6 protein-coding genes and 2 pseudogenes are annotated in these 21,858 nt (G+C 41.5%); all 8 read left to right on the plus strand.

All coding sequences use genetic code 11. The features are described from left to right. Nucleotides 1-26: 26 nt before the first annotated feature. Entirely contained in the window at nt 27-3,410 is a 3,384-nt protein-coding gene (locus V7L05_RS06075; RefSeq protein WP_335162744.1) for a non-ribosomal peptide synthetase, read from the plus strand. Between the two features lie 179 nt (nt 3,411-3,589). Then, nucleotides 3,590-8,824: pseudogene (locus V7L05_RS06080) on the plus strand (SDR family oxidoreductase); the annotation flags it as partial. A gap of 96 nt (nt 8,825-8,920) precedes the next feature. Beyond that, nucleotides 8,921-10,738: pseudogene (locus V7L05_RS06085) on the plus strand (zinc-binding dehydrogenase); the annotation flags it as partial. Then, complete coding sequence (locus tag V7L05_RS34620) at nt 10,715-11,461, plus strand: phosphopantetheine-binding protein (RefSeq protein WP_442937838.1); 747 nt, start codon at nt 10,715-10,717, stop codon at nt 11,459-11,461. The pseudogene V7L05_RS06085 and the gene V7L05_RS34620, both read left to right, overlap by 24 nt. Continuing rightward, on the plus strand, nt 11,454-14,495 hold the full coding sequence (locus V7L05_RS06090; RefSeq protein ID WP_442937837.1) for a beta-ketoacyl synthase N-terminal-like domain-containing protein: 3,042 nt from the start codon (nt 11,454-11,456) through the stop codon (nt 14,493-14,495). The genes V7L05_RS34620 and V7L05_RS06090 overlap by 8 nt, the downstream gene beginning before the upstream one ends. Nucleotides 14,496-14,576: 81 nt before the next feature. Next, on the plus strand, nt 14,577-18,662 hold the full coding sequence (locus V7L05_RS06095; RefSeq protein ID WP_335162746.1) for an amino acid adenylation domain-containing protein: 4,086 nt from the start codon (nt 14,577-14,579) through the stop codon (nt 18,660-18,662). A 367-nt stretch (nt 18,663-19,029) separates the two neighbouring features. Continuing rightward, a complete protein-coding gene (locus V7L05_RS06100; RefSeq protein WP_335162748.1) occupies nt 19,030-20,274 on the plus strand; it encodes an MFS transporter in 1,245 nt (414 codons plus the stop codon). Nucleotides 20,275-20,453: 179 nt separating this feature from the next. Then, nucleotides 20,454-21,845 carry a cytochrome P450 gene (locus V7L05_RS06105; protein ID WP_335162750.1) on the plus strand — a complete coding sequence of 464 codons (1,392 nt, stop codon included), beginning with the start codon at nt 20,454-20,456 and terminating at the stop codon, nt 21,843-21,845. The last annotated feature ends 13 nt before the right edge of the window (nt 21,846-21,858 follow it).

Here is a 21,858-nt window from a genome sequence, read left to right on the forward strand (position 1 = left end):
TTATTCAGTAATGGAAAATAATATTCATGTCTTTAGAGCAAGATATTTTAAAAATAAAGTCTCAACTTTCACCGGCAAAACAAGCACTCTTGGCAAAACGCTTGCAAGGTAAAGTTCAATCTGACCAAAAATTAAATGTTGTCCCTCGACGAGCGACAATTTCCCCTGTTCCTTTATCTTTTGCTCAAGAACGTCTTTGGTTTCTCCATAAGTTAAACCCCGATAGTGCTTTCTACAATGAACATGGAGCTATCCAACTTCAAGGTGTGCTTGACATAGGCATACTAGAACAGTGTTTACGAGAACTTGTAAGCCGCCATGAGTCATTGCGGACTACCTTTGATACAGTTGCGGGACAACCAGTACAAGTTATCGCCGCTTCTATGGATGTACCTCTATCTGTAGTCAACTTGAGTGAGTTACCCCAAGCTGCACAGAAACTGGAAATTCTGCGGTTGTCAGCCGAACACCGCCTACCCTCCTTCAATTTTGTTCAAGGCCCTCTGCTGCGATGGATGCTTCTACAGCTAGGGAAAAAGGATTATGTGTTGTTACTAACCATGCACCATATTATTATTGATGGTTGGTCATTGGGTGTGATGTTTCGGGAATTGGCAGCATTATATGCAGCTTTTTCTCAAGGTAAACCTGCTCCACTTCCCGAAATGCCTCTTGAATATGGAGATTTTGCTATTTGGCAACGGGAGTGGTTACAGGGAAAAGTGCTAGAGTCTCAACTGACTTATTGGAAACAGCAGTTAAGTAATTATCCACCTGTATTACAGTTACCAACAGATTATCCTCGGCCATCAGTGCAAAGCTTTCGTGGCGCTAGGCAACACTTTTCTCTTGGCGCTAACCTGACTCAAGCCCTCAAGGATCTGAATAAACAGGAGAATCTCACTCTCTTTATTACTTTGCTAGCAGCCTTCAAAACACTGCTGTATCGCTATACTTCGGTTGAGAAGATTGTCATTGGTTCACCCATTGCCAATCGGAACCGAGACAAGAATACAGAAGGCATCGTGGGATTTTTTGCCAACACGATCGCTATGCAAACAGATTTTTCTGGTAATCCCACTTTTCGGGAACTGTTAAGTCGAGTCCGCCAAATGGTGTTAGAGGCGCAGACTTATCAAGATTTGCCCTTTGAACAACTTGTCAAAGAACTACAACCACATCGAGACTTGAGCCATTCACCTATATTTCAAGTGGTGTTTCTCCTGCAAAATGAGTTGACATCAGCACTGTCGGCTTTAGAGGTGTTGGGCTTGAATACCAGTCTTTGGGAAACTGACACAAGTACAGCCAAGTTTGATTTAACTCTGGCGGTGAGAGAAACAGATGGGAAATTAATCGGCGCTTGGGAGTACAACACCGACTTGTTCGCACCAAGTACGATCGCTAGAATGGCAAATCATTTCCAAACTTTATTAACAGCGATCGTCCTCAATCCCGATCAACACTTCTATGATTTGCCACTGTTAACCATCCCAGAAAAACAGCAGCTTTTAGAGTGGAATCAGACTCAAGTAAATTATCCCCAAGATTTGTGTGTTCATCAGGTGTTTGAACAATGGGTACAAAAAACCCCAAATGCTGTAGCAGTGGTGTTTAAAGATGAGCAACTAACCTATCGAGAACTGAATAGCCGCGCTAACCAGTTAGCACATCACTTGCAAAGGCTAGGGGTTGGCCCAGAAGTACTGGTGGGTATCTGTGTTGAACGCTCCCTAGAGATGATCGTAGGACTGTTGGGCATTCTGAAAGCTGGTGGTGCTTATGTACCCCTAGACTCAGCTTATCCCCAAGAACGCCTAGCCTACATGTTGTCAGATTCACAGGTGAAGGTGCTATTAACTACAGAGAAGTTAGCAGCAAACCTACCTGAGCATAAAGCATCTGTAGTCTACTTGGATAGAGAAATTTCTCGTGAAAGTGAAGAAAATTTACTTAGTGGGGTTAAACCTGAGAATTTAGCCTATGTGATTTATACTTCAGGTTCTACAGGAAAACCGAAAGGAGTTTTAATTGCCCACCAGGGATTGTGCAATCTAGCGCAAGCACAAATTGATAGCTTTGATGTGCAGCCAAACAGCCGTATTCTGCAATTCGCATCTTTTAGTTTTGATGCTGCTGTCTGGGAAATTTTCATGGCTCTGGGTTCTGGAGCGAGGATTGTTTTGGGAACTCCAGAGGAGTTGCTGCCAGGGTCAGCTTTACTTAAACTGTTGGATGAGCAGGCGATTACACACGTAACACTCCCTCCATCAGCATTAGCTGTTCTACCCAATAAAGAATTACCAGCGTTGCAAATTATCATAGTTGCGGGTGAGGCTTGTGGATCGGATTTAGTGGTACAATGGTCTAATGGTCGCCGTTTTTTCAACGCTTACGGGCCAACTGAATCAACTGTCTGCGCCACCATAGCTGAATCTACGCCAGATATTAGTCAACTGCCTATCGGTCGCCCAATTGCGAATACTCAAGTTTATATCCTAGACGAATATCTGCAACGCGTTCCTGTCGGTGTCGCTGGAGAATTACACATTGGTGGTGTCGGTATTGCTCGCGGCTACCTGAATCGTCCAGAGTTGACAGCAGATAAATTTATCCGTAATCCTTTTAGCGATAAATTAGGAGATCGTCTTTACAAAACTGGCGATCGCGCCCGTTATCTACCAGATGGTAACATTGAATTTCTCGGTCGTATCGATCATCAAATCAAGATTCGCGGCTATCGCATTGAACTCGGAGAAATTGAAGCCGTACTCGTTACTCATCCAAAAATCAAAGAAACTCTGGTCTTAGCTAGAGAAGATAAACTCGGCGAAAAGCGTTTATTAGCTTACGTTGTCGCCGATCAAAAAACAAGTGAAATCTTCAATCAGGAGAAAGTTGTAACCATAAGTGAACTCCGAAACTTTCTCCAAGAAAAGCTACCTGAATATATGATGCCATCAGCTTTTGTATTCTTAGAAAGAATGCCACTAACGCCCAACGGTAAAATCGACCATCGTGCTTTGCCTGTACCAGAAAGCCGTCAGTTAGAAACACCATATATCAGACCCCAAACTAAAGTAGAGCGACTTATTACTAATATTTGGCAACAGTTGTTGCAAATCGAAAAGGTGGGAGTTGAGGATAATTTCTTTCATCTAGGAGGACATTCATTACTCATTGTCAAATTACAAGTAGAATTAAATGAAATCTTTGATAAAGAAATACCTATTGTAGAATTATTTAAATATCCAACTATCAAATCTTTAGCTGAATATTTAACTGAAAATAATAATGAGTCCACTTATTCTCAGCAAGCATACGAAAAAGCGGAGAATCGCAACTCTCGCAAAGCTATGACAATCCAAAAAAGACAACTCAGGCAAAAACATCGAGCAAATAATCCTTAAAATTACGTGAGTTCGATGAACCTCTCCCGGACAGCCTCCCTCTCCGAAACGGAAAGTGAGGAGCAACGAAAAATTAAGCTTTTTGCTCCCCTCTGGGTGTCGGGGAGAGATCAAATAAGACTTGTCGAACTGACGTTAAAATTCTTGCTTTAAAATATTCCTCCATTTTTTTAATAATCATGAATAAACAGCCTTTACCTAATTTAGATAATGATTCAGAAATTGCCATTATTGGCATATCTTGTCGTTTCCCTAAAGCCAAAAATATCGCAGAATTTTGGCAAAACCTCCAAGAAGGTGTAGAGTGTATTTCCTTTTTTAACTCTCAAGAACTAGTTTCTTCTGGTGTAGATCCTGAGTTATTGAATAACCCCAACTACGTTAAAGGTAATAGCGTGCTATCAGACATAGATATGTTTGATGCTTTCTTTTTTGACATCAGCGCTAGAGAAGCTGAAACGATCGATCCGCAACATCGGCTTTTCTTAGAACAAGCTTGGGAAGCGATTGAGAATGCAGGCTATGACCCTCAAACTTACAAGGGTTCCATTGGTGTCTACGCTGGTTCTGGTATTAATACTTATTTACTTAATAACCTTTATAAAAAGTTTGATACATCTAACCCGATAGATGATTACAAATATAGACTGCTAATTGGCAATGATAAAGATTTTTTATCTACTCGCGTCTCTTACCAATTAAACCTTAAAGGGCCGAGTATTACTGTTCAAACTGCTTGTTCTACTTCATTAGTCGCCGTACATTTAGCTAGTCAAAGTTTGTTAAATGGTGAGTGCGATATTGCCTTGGCTGGTGGTGTTGCAGTCAGGGTGCCCCAAAAAACCGGCTATCTGTATCAAGAAGGGATGATTTTATCTCCCGATGGACATTGCCGAGCCTTTGATATCAAAGCAGCGGGGACGATTAGTGGTAGCGGTGTTGGTCTTGTTGTCTTAAAAAGATTAGAAGATGCTCTTGCAGATGGCGATTTTATTCATGCGGTGATTAAAGGTTCTGCCATAAATAATGACGGTGCGGTGAAAGTTGGTTATACAGCGCCCAGTGTAGATGGTCAGACAGCAGTGATCTTAGAGGCTCAAACCGTAGCTGGAATTGCTCCAGAAACAATCACCTATATGGAGGCGCATGGAACCGGTACGCCTTTGGGAGACCCGATTGAAATTACTGCACTTACACAAGCTTTTTCTACTAATACCCAAAACAAGGGATTTTGCGCGATTGGTTCCGTTAAAACCAATGTCGGTCATTTAGATGCAGCGGCTGGTGTCGCAGGTCTGATTAAAACCGTTTTGGCACTCAAACACCAGCAAATCCCCCCAAGCTTACACTTTGAAAGCCCTAATCCCAAAATAGACTTTGCTAACAGCCCCTTTTACGTCAATACCAAACTTTCTGAGTGGCAAACTAAAAGTACACCCCGTCGTGCTGGTGTCAGTTCTTTTGGCATTGGGGGCACAAATGCTCATGTGGTGTTGGAAGAAGCCCCACCACAACAGGCATCTGGAAAATCCCGTCCCTACCAGTTGTTAACCATTTCAGCGAAAACTAGTTCAGCGCTGGAGTTAGCGATCGCCAATTTAACTCAACACTTGCAGCAGCACCCCGAACTTAACCTAGCTGATGTTGCTTACACCTTAAGCAAAGGTCGTAAGGCTTTCAACTATAGACGGATGCTCGTTTGTCAGGATATTGCACAGACACAGCCCTTACTGAGTGAGGTCGAGCCTAGCAAATTTCATGAATCAGGCGATCGCTCAATCACCTTCATGTTTTCTGGACAAGGTTCGCAGTACGTGAATATGGGGCGAGAACTCTATCAGCTAGAGCCAACATTCCGGGAGCAGATAGACAAATGTGCAGAGATTTTGCAACCGTACTTAGGAGTTGACCTACGTCATATCCTCTACCCCAATACCGAACAAACTGAACTTGCCACACAGCAACTACAACAAACTGCACTTGCTCAACCCGCACTGTTTGTGATTGAATATGCCCTGGCGCAGTTATGGATGGAATGGGGAATCCGCCCTGTGGCGATGATTGGTCACAGTATCGGGGAATATGTGGCTGCGGCGATTGCAGGTGTATTTTCCCTAGAAGATGCTTTGGCTGTAGTCGCCATGAGAGGTCAATTGATGCAACAGATGCCAACTGGGGGTATGTTGGCAGTACCTCTAACAGAGCAGCAAGTACAACCACTGTTGGGTCAACAACTTTTTCTAGCTGCTGTCAACAGTTTGTCATCCTGCGTCGTTTCTGGCCCAACATCGGCAATTGAAACACTACAACAGCAATTGGCAGCACAAGGCATAGATACTAAGCCTCTTTTCACCTCTCATGCCTTCCATTCGGCGATGATGGAGCCAGTTGTGCAAAAATTTACACAGCGTTTGCAACAGGTACATCTCCAGCCAGCGCAAATTCCTTACATCTCCAACCTGACTGGTACGTGGATTACTGCTGATGAAGCCACCAATCCCGATTACTGGGCACAGCATCTACGGCAAACTGTACGCTTTGCTGAAGGTTTAGAAAAGTTATTGCAAGAACCCGCTCAAATTTTATTAGAGGTTGGCCCTGGTTGGACGTTGAGTAAATTAACTAAGCAACATCCAAATAAAAATTCTGAACAGGTGGTATTAACTTCATTACACCATCCGCGTAGGCATAACCCGTCGCAGACATCGCCTCAATCTGACTTAGAGTTATTGTTAAACACATTAGGTCATCTTTGGCTGAATGGGGCACAAGTAGATTGGTCAGGATTTTATGCCCATGAACAACGCTGTCGCCTTCCCTTACCTACATATCCTTTTGAGCGCCAGCGCTATTGGATTGAGCCAGAAAACCCCTCTTCATCATCTACACAGCTTTGGAAAACTGTAGTGCAGGCTGGTCAGTACCAAGCAAGTAGCGGTATTTTGGAATTTGATCAGCAAACCTGTCTGGAGAGCAGACAATGGCTGGATCGTTTATGTATTGCATACATCAATAAAACTCTTAGGCATAATGGTGCTTTTAGCAATCCTGACGACAAGTATACTTTTGAGGAATTATTCGAGAAATGCCAAGTTATTCCTCGCTATCGGCAGTTGTTTGCTAGGTGGTTACAAGTATTAGTAGAGCAAGGTCACTTGCAACAAAATGGAGGAATTTTTACTAAGTTACTGCCATTTTCATCAGAATCTTTTGACACAGTGTTAGCAGCAGTCAAAGCGCAATGTACAGATACACCTCAACAGGTAGATTTAGTCCAGCTTTGTGGTGAAAACTTAGTTGATATACTGACTGGAAAAAAACCACCACTAGAGTTTTTTAATACTTTAATATATGATGAAGAACAAGCAGAAAAGCTAAATATTTACCCTCGCTGGATTGCTTACTACAACAATATTATGCGGGCAAGTCTGGAGCAAGTAGTTAAGTCCTTGCCGTCAGCAGTTAATTTAAGAGTTTTGGAAGTAGGTGGGGGAATGGGTTTAGCCACCAGCGAATTGTTACCCTTATTGCCTGCCAAACAAACTAATTACACCTTTACTGATGTGGGTGGTTTGTTCTTGAAAGCAGCTAAAAAGAAATTTAGCGATTATCCATTTATTGATTATCGTTTATTCGATATTGAAAAGCCTCCTCAAGAACAAGGTTATTCGGCTCATAGCTTTGATGTAGTAGTAGCGGCGAACGTGCTACACGTTACCAAAAACATGGAAGCAACTTTAGAGTATGTGCGCTCTTTGTTAGCTCGTGGGGGTATACTCTTGCTTTGGGAATGTACTGAACCTCGCTTCGATTTCGATATTACCTGGGGTCTTTTGATGAATCCTCCAGAAGATGAACAACGCAACCAGGGGAATCCATTTTTATCTAAACAACAGTGGCAAGAAGCACTAAGTTCTCATGGATTTATCGAAGTGGAAGCTTTTTCTGCAACTGAAGTTTTTGGACATCATGTAATAGTAGCTCAGGCTGCAACTTTAGAGAATAAAACTGCACCAGCTGCATTTACCACAACTCTAAAACAAGAAGCTCAAGTCTCATTAGACAAAAAGGCAGACATTGCCGATTGGTTCTACATTCCTTCGTGGAAACGTTCACCGCTGCCTAAAAATTCTCAGTTAGGGGTTGCTCAGTTGGGATGCTCGTTAGTGTTTGTTGATGAGTGTGGCATAGGTAGCGAATTGGTGAAGCAACTGGCATTAGTAGGACAAGATGTAGTTACTATCAAACTTGGGAAACGATTTAGTAAAAATAGCGAATCTGGACAACATCTGTATACTATCAACCCGCAAAATCGGGATGATTACGACGCTTTACTCAATGAACTTCGCACACTAGGTTTAATTCCCAAAACAATTGCTCATTTATGGAGTATTACACCGCCAAGTTACTCAGAATCAAGACTTGATAACTATGAAAAAGCTCAAGAACAAGGTTTATGTAGTCTAATACTTCTTGTGCAGGGACTAGGCAAACAAAATCTCACAAATGAGTTGGAAATCGTGGTGATTTCTAATGGGATGCAAGCATTAACTGGAGAAGAAATGCTCAACCCAGAAAAGGCAACTTTACTCGGAGCCGTTAAGGTGATTCCGCGTGAGTATCCTAATATCCGTTGCCGTAGTATTGATATTGTCCTCCCAGTTTCAGGTAGTTGGAAAGAAGAAAAACTTATAGAGCAATTGCTCAACGAAACTAGTGCTAACACTTCTGATGAAATTATTGCTTATCGTGGTATTCATCGTTGGGCACAAACTTTTGAGTCTGTCCGTTTAGATAAAGATGTCAAAGAAATACCACGCTTAAAACAAGGTGGAGTTTACTTGATTAGTGGTGGACTCGGATATCTGGGATTAGAATTGCTGGCACCACATTTAGCCAAAACTTTTCAAGCTAAACTGATACTGATAGGGCGTTCAGCTTTTCCTCTTCGACAAGATTGGCCTGAATGGCTAGCAACCCACGATGATAATGACGACATTAGCCGGAAGATTCGTAAAGTCCAGGAACTAGAAAAATTAGGCTCTGAGGTTTTAGTAGCTAGTGCTGATGTTGCTAACCTCCAACAGATGCAAGAATTAATTGCTCAAGCTCAAGGGCAATTTGGACAAATCAATGGTGTAATTCACACCGCAGGAATTCTGGGTGATAGCTCGATTCAGCGAAAAACTATCGAGCAGGTAAAAAGTGTTTTGGAGGCGAAAGTTAAGGGTACACTAGTTCTCGATATCCTCTTCAAAGATGCTGAGTTAGATTTCTTAATTCTTTGTTCTTCAATGGCTGCGATCGCACCATTACCTGGTCAAGTAGCATATACTGGTGCTAATAACTTTATTGATAGTTTTGCTCATTACAAAACCTCCACAGATAAACAATTTACTGTTTCTATCAACTTGTATGGTTGGCAGGAAGGTGGGATGGGTTTTGAAGGTACAAAACATATCCAAAAGATTTTCCAAGCTCAATCAAAAGCAGTTAGCCACCCTCTGATAGATAGCTGTTTAATCAAAGACTCAAACCAAGAGATATATATTTCTCACTTGAGTGCTAGTAAGCACTGGGTTCTTAATGAACACAAGCTTATGGGCAAAGCTACACTTCCAGGAACAGCTTATCTAGAGTTGGCCGTAGCTGCTTGCGAAAACCACACTCAAAATAGAACAATAGAACTGCGGGAAGTTACTTTCTTCAAACCATTAGTAGTAGAAGAACACACAGAAAAGGAAGTTCGTACTCTCTTAAATAAGCAAGAAGATGGCTTTGAATTCGTAATTGTTAGCCGAGTAGACTCAACCATAGAGCAATGGACAGAACACGCCAGAGGAGAAATCGTCTGGACTCAGCCAGAATCACCTAAAAAATATGCAATTTCTGAAATTTTAGATAACTGCCATCAACAGGAAATAATTGTTTCTCAGCTAAATTATCAAACTCAATCAGAAAATCTAGAATTTGGATTAAGATGGCAAAACTTACAGCAAATAAACTTCGGAAATAATCAGGGATTAGCAGTCTTAGAATTGTCAACAATTTTTCTAAATGACCTGAATAATTATAAGTTACATCCAGCACTATTAGATGCAGCTACTGGTTTTTTAACCAGGCAATTATCAAATCAAAATCATTACCTCCCATTCTCATACAAAAGACTGACAATTCATAACTCAATTTCCTCTAGAGTATATAGTTATGCTAGATTAGTAGAAAAGACTAATTCAGAACAAGATACTCTCAGCTTCAATATCTCTATCTTAGATATTCAAGGAAATGAACTAGTTGAAATTGAAGAATATACCCTTAAGAAAATCAATCCAGAAATTGAGCAATCTCAAGTCTCTAGAGAAATCATGCCAGCTATCTCAGAAAGTGAGAATTTTCAGTTAAGAATTTTCTCTCCTGGGGTTTTAGAAACCTTGAAATTTCAACCTACCACTCGTAAAAAACCAAAACCTAGCGAAGTTGAGATTGAAGTAGCTGCGGTTGGTCTTAACTTCCAAGAAGTGTTGGTAGCGATGGGTTTGTTTCCAACTCCAACTGATTTTGTTTACGAATTCGGTCTTGAATGTGCTGGCAAAATAGTCTCTCTTGGAGAAGGAGTTAAGGGTTTTGAAATTGGAGATGAAGTAATTGCCATTGGCAGTTCTAGTTTAAGCCGATTTATGACAACTACTGCTAATTTAGTGGCACTCAAACCAAAACATCTCACTTTACAAGAAGCAGCAACAATTCCCGTTGCTTTTGGGACAGCCTACTATTCTTTGATAAAAGTGGGCAGACTGTGCAAGGGTGAAAGTATTTTGATTCATTCTGCTGCTGGTGGTGTGGGAATGGCAGCTGTTGAGATTGCCCAGTGGGTTGGTGCAGAAATCTTTGCCACAGCAGGTAACGCAGAAAAACGGGAATTTCTGCGCTCAAAGGGTATTAAGCACGTTATGGATTCCAGGTCTGTTGCTTTTGCTGATGAAGTCATGCGACTTACTGATGGTAAGGGAGTAAACGTAGTTTTGAATTCATTAGGTGGAGAATTCATCCCTAAGAGTCTTGCTATTTTGGCACGCAATGGACGCTTTTTAGAAATTGGTCAAAAGGATATCTTGAATAATACTCAATTAGGACTAAGACCTTTTGAGAAAAATTTAAGCTTCTTTGCTATCCACCCAGATATGGAAGACTTTAAACACATTGATTGGTGTAGGGAAGTTGTAGAATTCTTCGAGCAAGGAAATTTCCCGAATCTTCCCCATCGAGTGTTTCCCATTACAAAGGTAGCTGATGCTTTTGAATATATGGCTGGAGGGAAACATATCGGTAAGATTGTAGTTTCTTTACAGGAAAGAGAATCTTTAAAAACACTTGTGTCTAAAGAAAGCAAAGTAGAACTAACAGCTAGAAAAACTGCGGCTTTTCTGGCAACTCCTGACTTGAATAGTGTTGACTTGCTTCCACTAAATAACAAACTTAACATAGACTTTTTTAGGGAAGATGGGTTATCACCATCAGAAACTATTGAGATTTTTAGCAGAATATTAGGAAGTACACTACCACAAGTTTTAATATGGACTAATGATTTTCTGAGTTGGCGCGAGCGACATAATACTTATAATCAAGAAAATTTAATCGAGATTTTCGAGAAAGCTAATTTACCTCAACCAGTTCAACAGACATATTCACGACCTAAGCTGAAAAATGAATATGTCGCACCTAAAAATGAAATTGAACAGGCGATCGCTGAAGTTTGGCAAGAGGTTCTGGGTATTAATGAAGTTGGACGCTATGACAATTTCTTTGAGTTGGGTGGAGATTCTCTTTTGATAGTCCAAGTTCGTAGCAAACTCCAAAAAAGATTAAACATCAACTTCTCAATTAATGATGCCTTCGAGTATTCAACAATTAGTGCCTTAGCTCAATATCTCAGCAAAGACCAGACTCAAGAATTAGTATCTCAACCAATTAATGAACGTGCCGAAAAGCTGCAAAAAGCGATCGCCCAAGACGCACAACTGATTGAAAAAAGGAGAAAAGCCCGTGAATAACCCCAAAGGCATAGCTATTGTTGGCATGGCTGGTCGTTTTCCAGGAGCTAAAAATGTCGATGAATATTGGCAGAATTTGTGCGCTGGACGGGAGTGTATTTCCTTTTTCAGTGATGAGGAATTGCTGGCTTTGGGTGTAGACCAAGCTTTAGTAAATAATCCTAGCTATGTGAAAGCTGGCGCACCAATTTCTGATATTGAAATGTTTGATGCTTCCTTTTTCGGTTTCTCACCCAAGGAAGCTGAGGCGACAGATCCACAACAACGTATTTTTTTGGAGTGTGCTTGGGAAGCCCTAGAAAATGCAGGCTATGATTCTGAAGCCTACAAAGGATGGATAGGTGTTTATGCAGGGGGGAGCCTCAGTACATACCTAATAGAAAACTTGTTATTAACCAATTTTTACACCCTAGAATCTTTGAGTAGGCAATTTCCTGCTAGTAATGACAAAGACTATATACCTACACGAGTTTCCTACAAGTTAAATCTGAAAGGGCCGAGTCTCAACGTTAGTACAACTTGCTCTACCTCATTAGTAGCAGTCCACATAGCCTGTCGAGGATTATTGAACTATGAGTGTGATATGGCACTCGCGGGCGGGGTTTCGATCCAAGTTCCACAGCAACTAGGTTATTTGTATATAAAAGAAGGTATGGCTTCTCCTGACGGTCACTGCCGTGCTTTTGATGCTAATGCCCAAGGAACAATTATGGGTAACGGAGTCGGTATTGTTGTACTCAAAAGACTAGAAGATGCTCTAGCAGAGGGAGACTGTATTTATGCTGTCATCAAAGGTTCAGCTGTAAATAATGATGGTTCAGCAAAAGTAGGCTTTACCGCTCCTAGTAGTAGTGGACAAGCGAAAGTCATTTCTGAAGCTCAGGCGATCGCTAATGTTAACCCAGAAACAATTAGCTATATCGAAACCCACGGAACTGGTACTATCTTGGGCGATCCCATAGAAATTAGTGCCCTGAAGAAAGTATTTAATGCTAGTACTCAAAAAAGGGGTTTTTGTGCCATTGGTTCAGTTAAGACAAATGTTGGTCATTTAAATACAGCTTCGGGTGTAGCGGGTCTAATTAAGACTGTTATGGCACTCAAACATCAAGTTATTCCGCCTAACCTACACTTTGAAACACCCAATCCGGAAATTGGCTTTGAGGACAGCCCTTTCTACGTCAATACCAAACTTTCTGAGTGGAAAACCAATGGTACACCGCGCCGGGCTGGTGTTAGTTCCTTTGGCTTTGGCGGTACTAATGCTCATGTCGTTCTGGAAGAAGCACCAGCACAAAAGCTGTCGGAAAAGTCTCGACCTTGGCAATTGTTAGTCATTTCAGCCAAAACCGACTCAGCCCTAGAAGTGGCAACTGAAAATTTGAAAAGCCACCTCCAGCAATATCCTCGCTTAGATTTAGCTGATGTGGCTTATACCCTTCAACTAGGTCGCCGAACTTTCGATTACCATCGCTTCGTAGTCTGTCAAGACATAAAAGATGCGGTGTCAGCGCTGGCAGCAAACTCACAACGAGTATTGACTCACTACCAAAAGCCCATCCTGCACCCGATCGCCTTTATGTTTTCTGGGCAAGGTTCGCAGTATGTGAATATGGGGCGAGAACTCTATCAACTGGAGCCAACATTCCAACACCAAATAGACAAATGTGCAGAGATTCTGCAACCTCACTTAGGAGTTGACCTACGTCATATTCTTTACCCTAGCGTTGCCCAAACTGAACTTGCCACACAACAACTACAACAAACTGCACTTGCTCAACCCGCACTGTTTGTGATTGAATATGCCCTGGCGCAGTTATGGCTGGAATGGGGAATCCGTCCTGTGGCGATGATTGGTCATAGTATCGGGGAATATGTCGCGGCGACCATTGCAGGTGTCTTCTCCCTAGAAGATGCTTTGGCTGTAGTCACCATGAGGGGTAAATTGATGCAACAGATGCCAACTGGGAGTATGTTGGCAGTACCCCTAACAGAGCAGCAAGTACAACCATTGTTGGGTCAACAACTTTCTCTAGCTGCTGTCAACAGTTTGTCATCCTGCATCGTTTCCGGTTCCACATCGGCAATTGAAACACTACAACAGCAATTAGCGGCACAAGGCATAGATACTCAGCCTCTTTTCACCTCTCATGCCTTCCATTCGGCGATGATGGAGCCAATTGTGCAAAAATTTACACAGCGTTTGCAACAGGTACAGCTTCAGCCACCGCAAATTCCTTACATCTCCAACCTGACTGGTACGTGGATTACTGCTGATGAAGCTAGCAATCCCGATTACTGGGCACAGCATCTACGCCAACCCGTGAGGTTTTCTTTGGGAGTTTCCGAATTGTTGCAACAGTCTGAAAGCATTTTAATAGAAGTTGGCCCAGGGCGATCGCTAAGTACGTTGACCAAACGGCATTTAGAGCCTGGTGCGAAACAGCTTGTGCTTTCTTCCTTGCATCATCCTAAAGAACAACACTCAGATGTTGCCTTTTTATTAAATACATTGGGGCGACTTTGGATGGCTGGCGTAGAGATAGATTGGTCGGGTTTTTATGCCCACGAAAAGCGTAATCGTCTGCCTCTACCCACTTATCCCTTTGAGCGTCAGCGTTATTGGATTGATAGCAAACCACGATCCTTGTCTGCCCTCGACGATCAAAAACCAGATATTACTGAAACTGACAAAACATCTTCTCGTCAACTCTACTCTCGATTAAACCTTGGTAATCCTTATGTTGCACCAAATAGCGAGTTAGAAATTCAAATTGTCGAAATTTGGCAAGAAGTTCTTGGTGTGAAAGAAGTTGGTATTAATGATGATTTCTTTGAATTGGGAGGAGATTCTTTAATTGCCACGAGAATATTTTCACGTTTGCAAACAACTTTTCCTGTAGAGTTATCAATGGGAAAAATTTTATTTCAAGCTGCCACTGTAGCTCAACAAGCAGAAATGTTAGACCAACTTCTCCTCGAAAAAATTACAGAGTTATCTGAAGAAGAAATAAAATCTCTTTTAGCTAATTAATTGAACGTCATTCCGAAAAAACTTTTAAATCAGGTTTAGTTAGATCAAAACTTCAGAGAATCAAAATTCAGGAGTCAAAATATGGATAAGCAATACTCTAATTTATCATCTGCTAAACAAGCCCTGCTACAAAAATTGAAGGCAGGACAATTTAAAGTACAGACTATTCCTAAACGCTCTAATTCAGACTCCGCTCCATTGTCTTTTTGCCAGCAGCGATTATGGTTTATTGACCAACTTTATTACGGTAGTTATTTCTACAATTTAGTAGGTGCTATTCATTTAAGAGGTGAACTGAATATCACAGCTTTCCAACAAAGTCTCAACGAAATTCTCAGGCGACATGAAGCATGGCGCACGATTTTTGTCGAAATAGATCAGGAGCCAATGCAGGTAATTGTAGCTGAATTAACCTGGGATTTACCTATTATTAGTCTTGAGCATTTCTCTAACAAAGATTGGGAAGCAGAAGTTCAGCGACTAGCAGTTGAAGAAACTCAAAAATCTTTTGATTTAACTAAAGTACCACTTGTCAGAGCAACTTTACTGCGTGTTAATGAACAAGAGCATATTTTCCTGTTAAATATGCACCACACTGTTTCAGATGGCTGGTCTATTGGTGTATTTGTGCAGGAATTAGCAACGCTGTATGCTGCATTTACTAAAGGTTTACCCTCACCGTTGCCGGAACTTCCGATTCAGTATGGGGACTTTGCAATTTGGCAGCGCGATCGCTTGCAAGGTGAACTGTTGAGAACGCAACTGAGTTACTGGAAGCAACAACTAGGAGGAGAACTACCTGTACTTCGGTTGCCAACGGATCATCCACGACCTAATGTCGCTACTTTTGCAGGTAAAAAACACTACTTTAAACTTTCTAAAAAATTAACAGAAGCACTCAACAAATTTAGCAAAGAAGAAGAAGCTTCTTTATTCATGACTCTGCTGGCAGCTTTTAACACATTACTTTACCGCTATACAGAACAAGAAGAGATCCTCATCGGTACGCCAATTGCTAACCGCAATCGTCCTGAATTAGAAGGGATGCTTGGCTTTTTTATCAATACATTAATTATACGTACTGACTTAAGTGATAACCCTAACTTTCGTGAACTTTTAAGTCGGGTACGCGAAGTGACTCTTGGTGCTTATGGCCATCAAGATTTACCTTTCGAGAAACTGGTGGAGGAATTACGACCAAAGCGAGATTTAAGAATAAATCCCCTGTTTCAGGTGATGTTTGTCCTGCAAAATATCCCAATGCCAGCACACGAGGTTTCGGGTTTAACCTTGAGTCCTTTGGATGTGGATAATGGCACGGCAATGCTTGACATACTGTTGTCAATAGTCGAATATGAGCAGGAATTAAGTGGATTTTTAGAGTACAATACTGATTTATTTGACTCGGCAACTATTGCCCGATTAGTCGCTAATTTTGAAACTTTATTAGAAAACATTGTTCTCGAACCAAATCAGGGGATTTCTGAACTACCTTTATTAACTGCTAATGAACAAGAGCAAATATTAATCAGGTGGAATAATACTATAAGAAATTATCCTCAAGCGACTCTGCATGAATTATTTGAACAGCAAGTCCAACAATCACCTCATGCTTTGGCGTTAATCGAGCAATCAGAACAGATAACCTTTGAACAGCTAAACCAAAGAGCCAACCAACTTGCACATTACTTACAAAAGTTAGGAGTCACTACAGAAACCCGCGTCGCCATTTCCCTAGAACGTTCCATCGAATTTGTTATTGGAATTTTAGCTATTTTTAAAGCTGGAGGTGCTTACGTTCCCCTTGACCCAAATTATCCTAGTAACCGTCTAGCTTTCATGCTTGCTGATTGCCAAGCAAATCTATTAATAACTCAACAAAAAATATTAGAAAAGCTGACTAAATCTGCTGTAATACCGACTAGAACTGTTTGTCTAGATGTTTATCAAGATATTCTGGCACAAGAATCTCTTGAAAATCCTGTTAGCAATACAACACCAGATCATCTAGCATACATACTCTATACTTCAGGTTCTACGGGAACTCCCAAAGGTGTCCTTGGCATTCATAGAGGTACAGTCAATGGTTTGAATTGGCTATGGGAAACTTACCCACCCGCAGCTGATGAAATTGCTTGTCATAAGACTGCCATTAGTTTTGCAGATTCTCTTTGGGAGATTTTCAGCCCTTTAATCCAAGGGCTGCCAGCAGTAATTATCCCTGATGCGATTGTCAAAGATACTCGCTTTTTTCTAGAAACCCTTGCTCAATATAAAGTGACGCGCATCATACTTGTGCCATCATTGCTGCGGCTATTTTTAGAGACTTACAGTGAGCAAACTAAAAATCTGTCGCACCTCAAAATTTGGACTATCAGTGGAGAAGCACTACCTCTGGACTTAACACAAACTTTCTATCAATTGATGCCGTCGGCGAAACTACTCAACTTTTATGGTTTATCTGAAGTTTCAGCCAATGTAATTTGCTGTGACACAAGTTTATTACCAGAGAAAGCAACTAGCGTCTTCATTGGTCGTCCGATAAATAATACACAGGTTTATGTGTTAGATCGTCATTTACAGCCTACTCCGGTAGGAGTTTTCGGTGAACTATATATTAGTGGAGTTCCTTTATCAAGAGGTTATTGGCAGCGTCCAGAACTTAACCAAGAACGGTTTATCGATCACCCTTTTATACCAGGAAGTAAGCTCTACAAAACTGGTGATTTAGTACGTTATCTAAATAATGGTGAACTTGAGTATTTGGGACGCAGCGACAATCAAGTAAAAATTAGAGGCTTTCGGATTGAACTAGGGGAAATTGAAGCGGCGATCGCTCAACATCCTGCTGTTCAACAAGCGGCTGTCATTGTCCGCAATCATGCCCAAGGTGGTGACTATCTTGTGGCATATGTGGTGACAACCGAACAAAACTTAATCCCCTCGCTGCAAAGCTACCTGAAAGAGAACTTGCCAGATTACATGATCCCGTCAGCCTTAGCGATTTTAGATGCACTCCCACTAACACCGAGTGGGAAAGTGGATAGGCGATCGCTTTTATCCCTAGATGATGTTCAACCCAACTCTACTGCATCCTTCGTTGCTCCCCGCGATCATTGGGAATTTACTCTGGCGCAGATTTGGGAAAATCTCCTCCAGATAAATCCGATCGGCGTCACAGCCAACTTTTTTGACTTGGGTGGTCATTCGCTGTTAGCAGCACGTTTAATGGCTCAAGTTAACGAGCGTTTTGGGCAAAAACTTTCTTTGTCTGCCCTTTTCCAAGGTGCAACAATTGAGCAGTTGGCTAAGACTATCCGACAACAATTTGGCTCAGGTTCCGGTTCTCCTCTAGTCACAATTCGGTCTTCAGGTAGCAAAAATCCTTTCTTTTGCGTACATCCAGCTGGAGGTACTATCATCACCTATCCAAACTTAGCCAGTGGACTGGATGCAGAACAGCCATTTTACGCTCTGGAACAAAACCCTGTCCAGCAGCAGCCAGAAGTTATTTCTATAGAACAGACAGCTAGTGATTATTTAGAAGCAATTCGTACCGTACAGCCAGAAGGGCCTTATCTTTTAGGGGGTTGGTGTTACGGTGCGATCGTTGCCTTCGAGATGGCGCAACAACTACAAAGGCAAGGCCAGACAATAAGTTTACTTGCCGTGTTTGATGCCATAGTACCAGACAGTCCAATCCAACCAGCAGATGATGATGATGCCAAATACATAGTTCGTGCAGCCGAGTCGATAAAATACTTATTTGGCATAGATTTGGGAATCTCCTATGAAGAAGTCCTACCACTGTCACCAGATGAACAATTCAAGCTTTTGTTAAAACGACTTCAGATCATCAGTGATACAGAAATGCAGCAACACTTTTGTAGTTACAGACTTTTCCGGAATCATGCCCAAGCTATGCGAGATTATGTCCCGCAAGTCTATGCCAATAAAATTACTCTGTTTAAAGCTAAAGAGACAATTCCACACGATTTTCAAAGTCCAGAGTTGTACAGTGATGACCCGTTGTTAGGTTGGGGCAAATGTTCTGTCCAACCAATTGAGGTGATTGAGGTTCCTGGCAACCATTTTTCGATGTTTAATGACACTTATATTCAAGAATTGAGGAAAAAATTGAGAAAAGCTATCAATAAGCTCACTTAAGCTGTATGATATTTACTTAAGGTTGACTAAATTTAAATTTTGGCACTCATCAGACTTTGGCTGCCAGATATCTACTTTCCTGTGTTGAAAATATAGCGCTTCTCAGTTGAGTAAAATGCAGACCTAACCCCCAGCCCCTTCCCTACAAGGGAAGAGGGGTAAGATTCAAAGTCTCTCTCCTAAAAGGAGAGAGGAATAGAAGTGAGGTCAGAGTGTATTGAATACAAACGAGAAGGGCTATAGGCGAAGGAGATTGTCATGCTGGGTTATAAAAATGTCATTCCCCTACACTGTTTTCAACAAAGAGAGTCTACTAAAGAGAATCTTATCCAACAGTTTTCCCAGCCATCACCATACATCTCACCCAATGAAGAACACTCAAAGTCTGAATAAGCTGGGATTACTCGCCTGTTTGTACATATCACAGTACATTCCGATTATGTTTCTTTTGCAAGCTTTGCCAGTGTTCCTGCGTCAGCAGGGAGTGAATCTTGATGCCATCGGTTTACTCTCACTAATAGCTCTACCGTTGATTCTGAAATTTCTGTGGTCTCCTCTGATTGATCGTTATGGCTTTACTCGTTGGGGACATTACCGATTTTGGATTATCTGCTTTCAACTCTTAGTTGCTGCTCTGACGGTTGTTTGTGCCTTTTTTGATATTGAGACAAACTTTACTGGTTTGTTAGTTTGTGTATTACTAATGTGTCTGTTTTGTTCTAGTCAAGATATCGCTACAGATGCCTTAGCTGTGGGATTGTTGGAACCACAAGAGCGAGGTTTGGGGAATGCAATACAAACTTCAGGCCACTATCTTGGTGCAATCATCGGCAGTGGTGGAATGCTGATCTTGCTCAATTACTGGGGATGGAGAACGAGTCTGCTGATTTTGGCGGGAATAGTGGTGTTAGCACTGATTCCTGTACTGCGTCATCAAGAGCAACAAATACCGGATGTGAAAGAATTGCAGACTTCAGGGATCGTTAAGAGTTATTTTAGGACTCTAATCAACCCCTACCGCGATCGCAGAACATGGAGTTGGTTGCTGATTTTGTCGCTGTATTTGGCTGGTGGCAATATGGCAAACACCATGTTTCGTCCATTATTAGTGGATATTGGGCTGTCTTTGGCAGATATCGGTTGGTTAATGGGAGTTGTGAGTCATGGTGCGGGAATCATTGGTGCGATCGCTGCTGGTTTTTTGATTGCACCTTTAGGAAGGAAGCGATCGCTGATTTTATTTGGCTTACTTTATGCGATCGCAATGACCGCTTACTTTTTACCAGCCTTTGGCATCACCAATTTACCGATACTTCACCTGGTAGCTATCAGCGTGCAAATAACTCTTGGTGCAGCAGGTACTACTTTGTTTACTATCATCATGGATAAGAGCCAGTTAGCAACTGCTGGCACAGATTTTACTGTGCAAACTTCATTCATTTATTTTGGTACCATCGGTGCTTCAGCTATTAGTGGTTTGCTAGCGCAGATAGTTAGCTACAAGGGAGTGTTTGCCATCGGCATCGGCATTACTCTCCTCGATATCATCCTAATTAATCAAGTCTTTATCAGTAACGAAATTAAACAGCGATCGCCACTTGTATTTAAATAAAAATTATATTTAGTTTTTCTTATGATTTTTTACTTAAATCTCAATCAAACAAATATTCAACAAGAATAATTAGTATGACTTGAATGCTTGATTGCTCTTTGTAAATTTGACATCTTGTTGAAGATACATCCAATATCAACCAGATTTTATCTAAAACCAATCACCAAATCATCATAGTCATGAAACCACCTCAAGGGCCAAAAATTCCTCCTATATTACAGATTATTCGATTGATGTCTGACCCTCTTGGGTATCTAGAAGCTACAAGTAAACTTTATGGTGACATCTTCACCTCGTCATTTATTTTTGATGCACCCACAGTCTTTGTTAGCCATCCAGACGGAATTAAAGAGATTTACACCAATAAAAATATTGCATCCCCAGGAGAGTTAAACAGAAATGCGGCTCATACATCAGGAGAAAAAGGAATACTTCAACTCGATGGCTTAAAACACAAAAATCGACGTCAGATCATGTTGCCTGCCTTTCATGGTACGCGAATACAAGCTTATGGACAACGTATTTATGACCTAACAGATGAGGTTATGAGTAAACAGATAATTGGCAAACCCTTCTCAGCGTACAACATGATGAAAATTTTTACCTTAAAGGTAATTTTGTCAGCTGTGTTGGGCTTGCGTGAAGGGGAACAATACGAAAAAATAGAGAAGGAACTGCACTCTTTGCTGAATTGTCCACAGTATCCCTTCTGGGAGTTATCTGCATCTATACCGTTTCTGCGACGTGATTTTGGTTCATGGAGTCCTTGGGGATACTTTCTCCGGATCAAGCAGCGATTACAGGAACTGCTTTATGCTGAAATTGATAGATGCCGCCAACAAGAAAATCTTTCTAGCAACAATCTCCTCTCATTACTAGTTTCAGCTAAGGATGAAGCCAATGAACCTCTGAGCAATGAGGAGATACACGACCTCATTCTTGCACCTCTGTTTGCTGGACGCGATGCAGCCGCAACAGCAATTAGCTGGTCTTTGTACTGGACTCATCATCTGCCCGCAGTTCGTGAGAAATTGCTCCAAGAACTCGATAGCCTGGGAGAGTCACCAGATATTATGAGTATCGTCCGATTACCTTACCTCAGTGCTGTCTGCAATGAAGCCCTGAGACTCTACCCGACTCAGGTATTTACTTTTCCTCGACGGGTAGAATCAACAGTCGAGTTGATGGGCTATGAATTGAGTCCTGGTACAGTGGTAATTGGCAATATTTATCTGACTCATCAAAGAGAGGATTTATACCCAGATCCCAAGCAATTTAGACCAGAGCGATTTCTAGAAAAACAATTCTCTCCCTACGAATTTTTACCCTTTGGTGTTGGTGAGCGTTACTGTATGGGTGCTGCTTTGGTCATATTTGAAATGAAACTAGTATTGGCAAAGATTCTTTTAGGATACCAACTAGAACTAGCGACTCGGCAACCAGAACGACCCAAGCGCGATACTCTTAACTTTCCTCCTGCCAGTGGCTTGAAAATGGTTTTGCTGGGTCAGCGCTCAGGAAGCAATAGCAATTCATTACCAATAGAGTTTGCTACTAACGTCAATCATTAACCTGAGAATACAT

The organism is Nostoc sp. (assembly GCF_036917755.1).
GTDB lineage: Bacteria > Cyanobacteriota > Cyanobacteriia > Cyanobacteriales > Nostocaceae > Nostoc.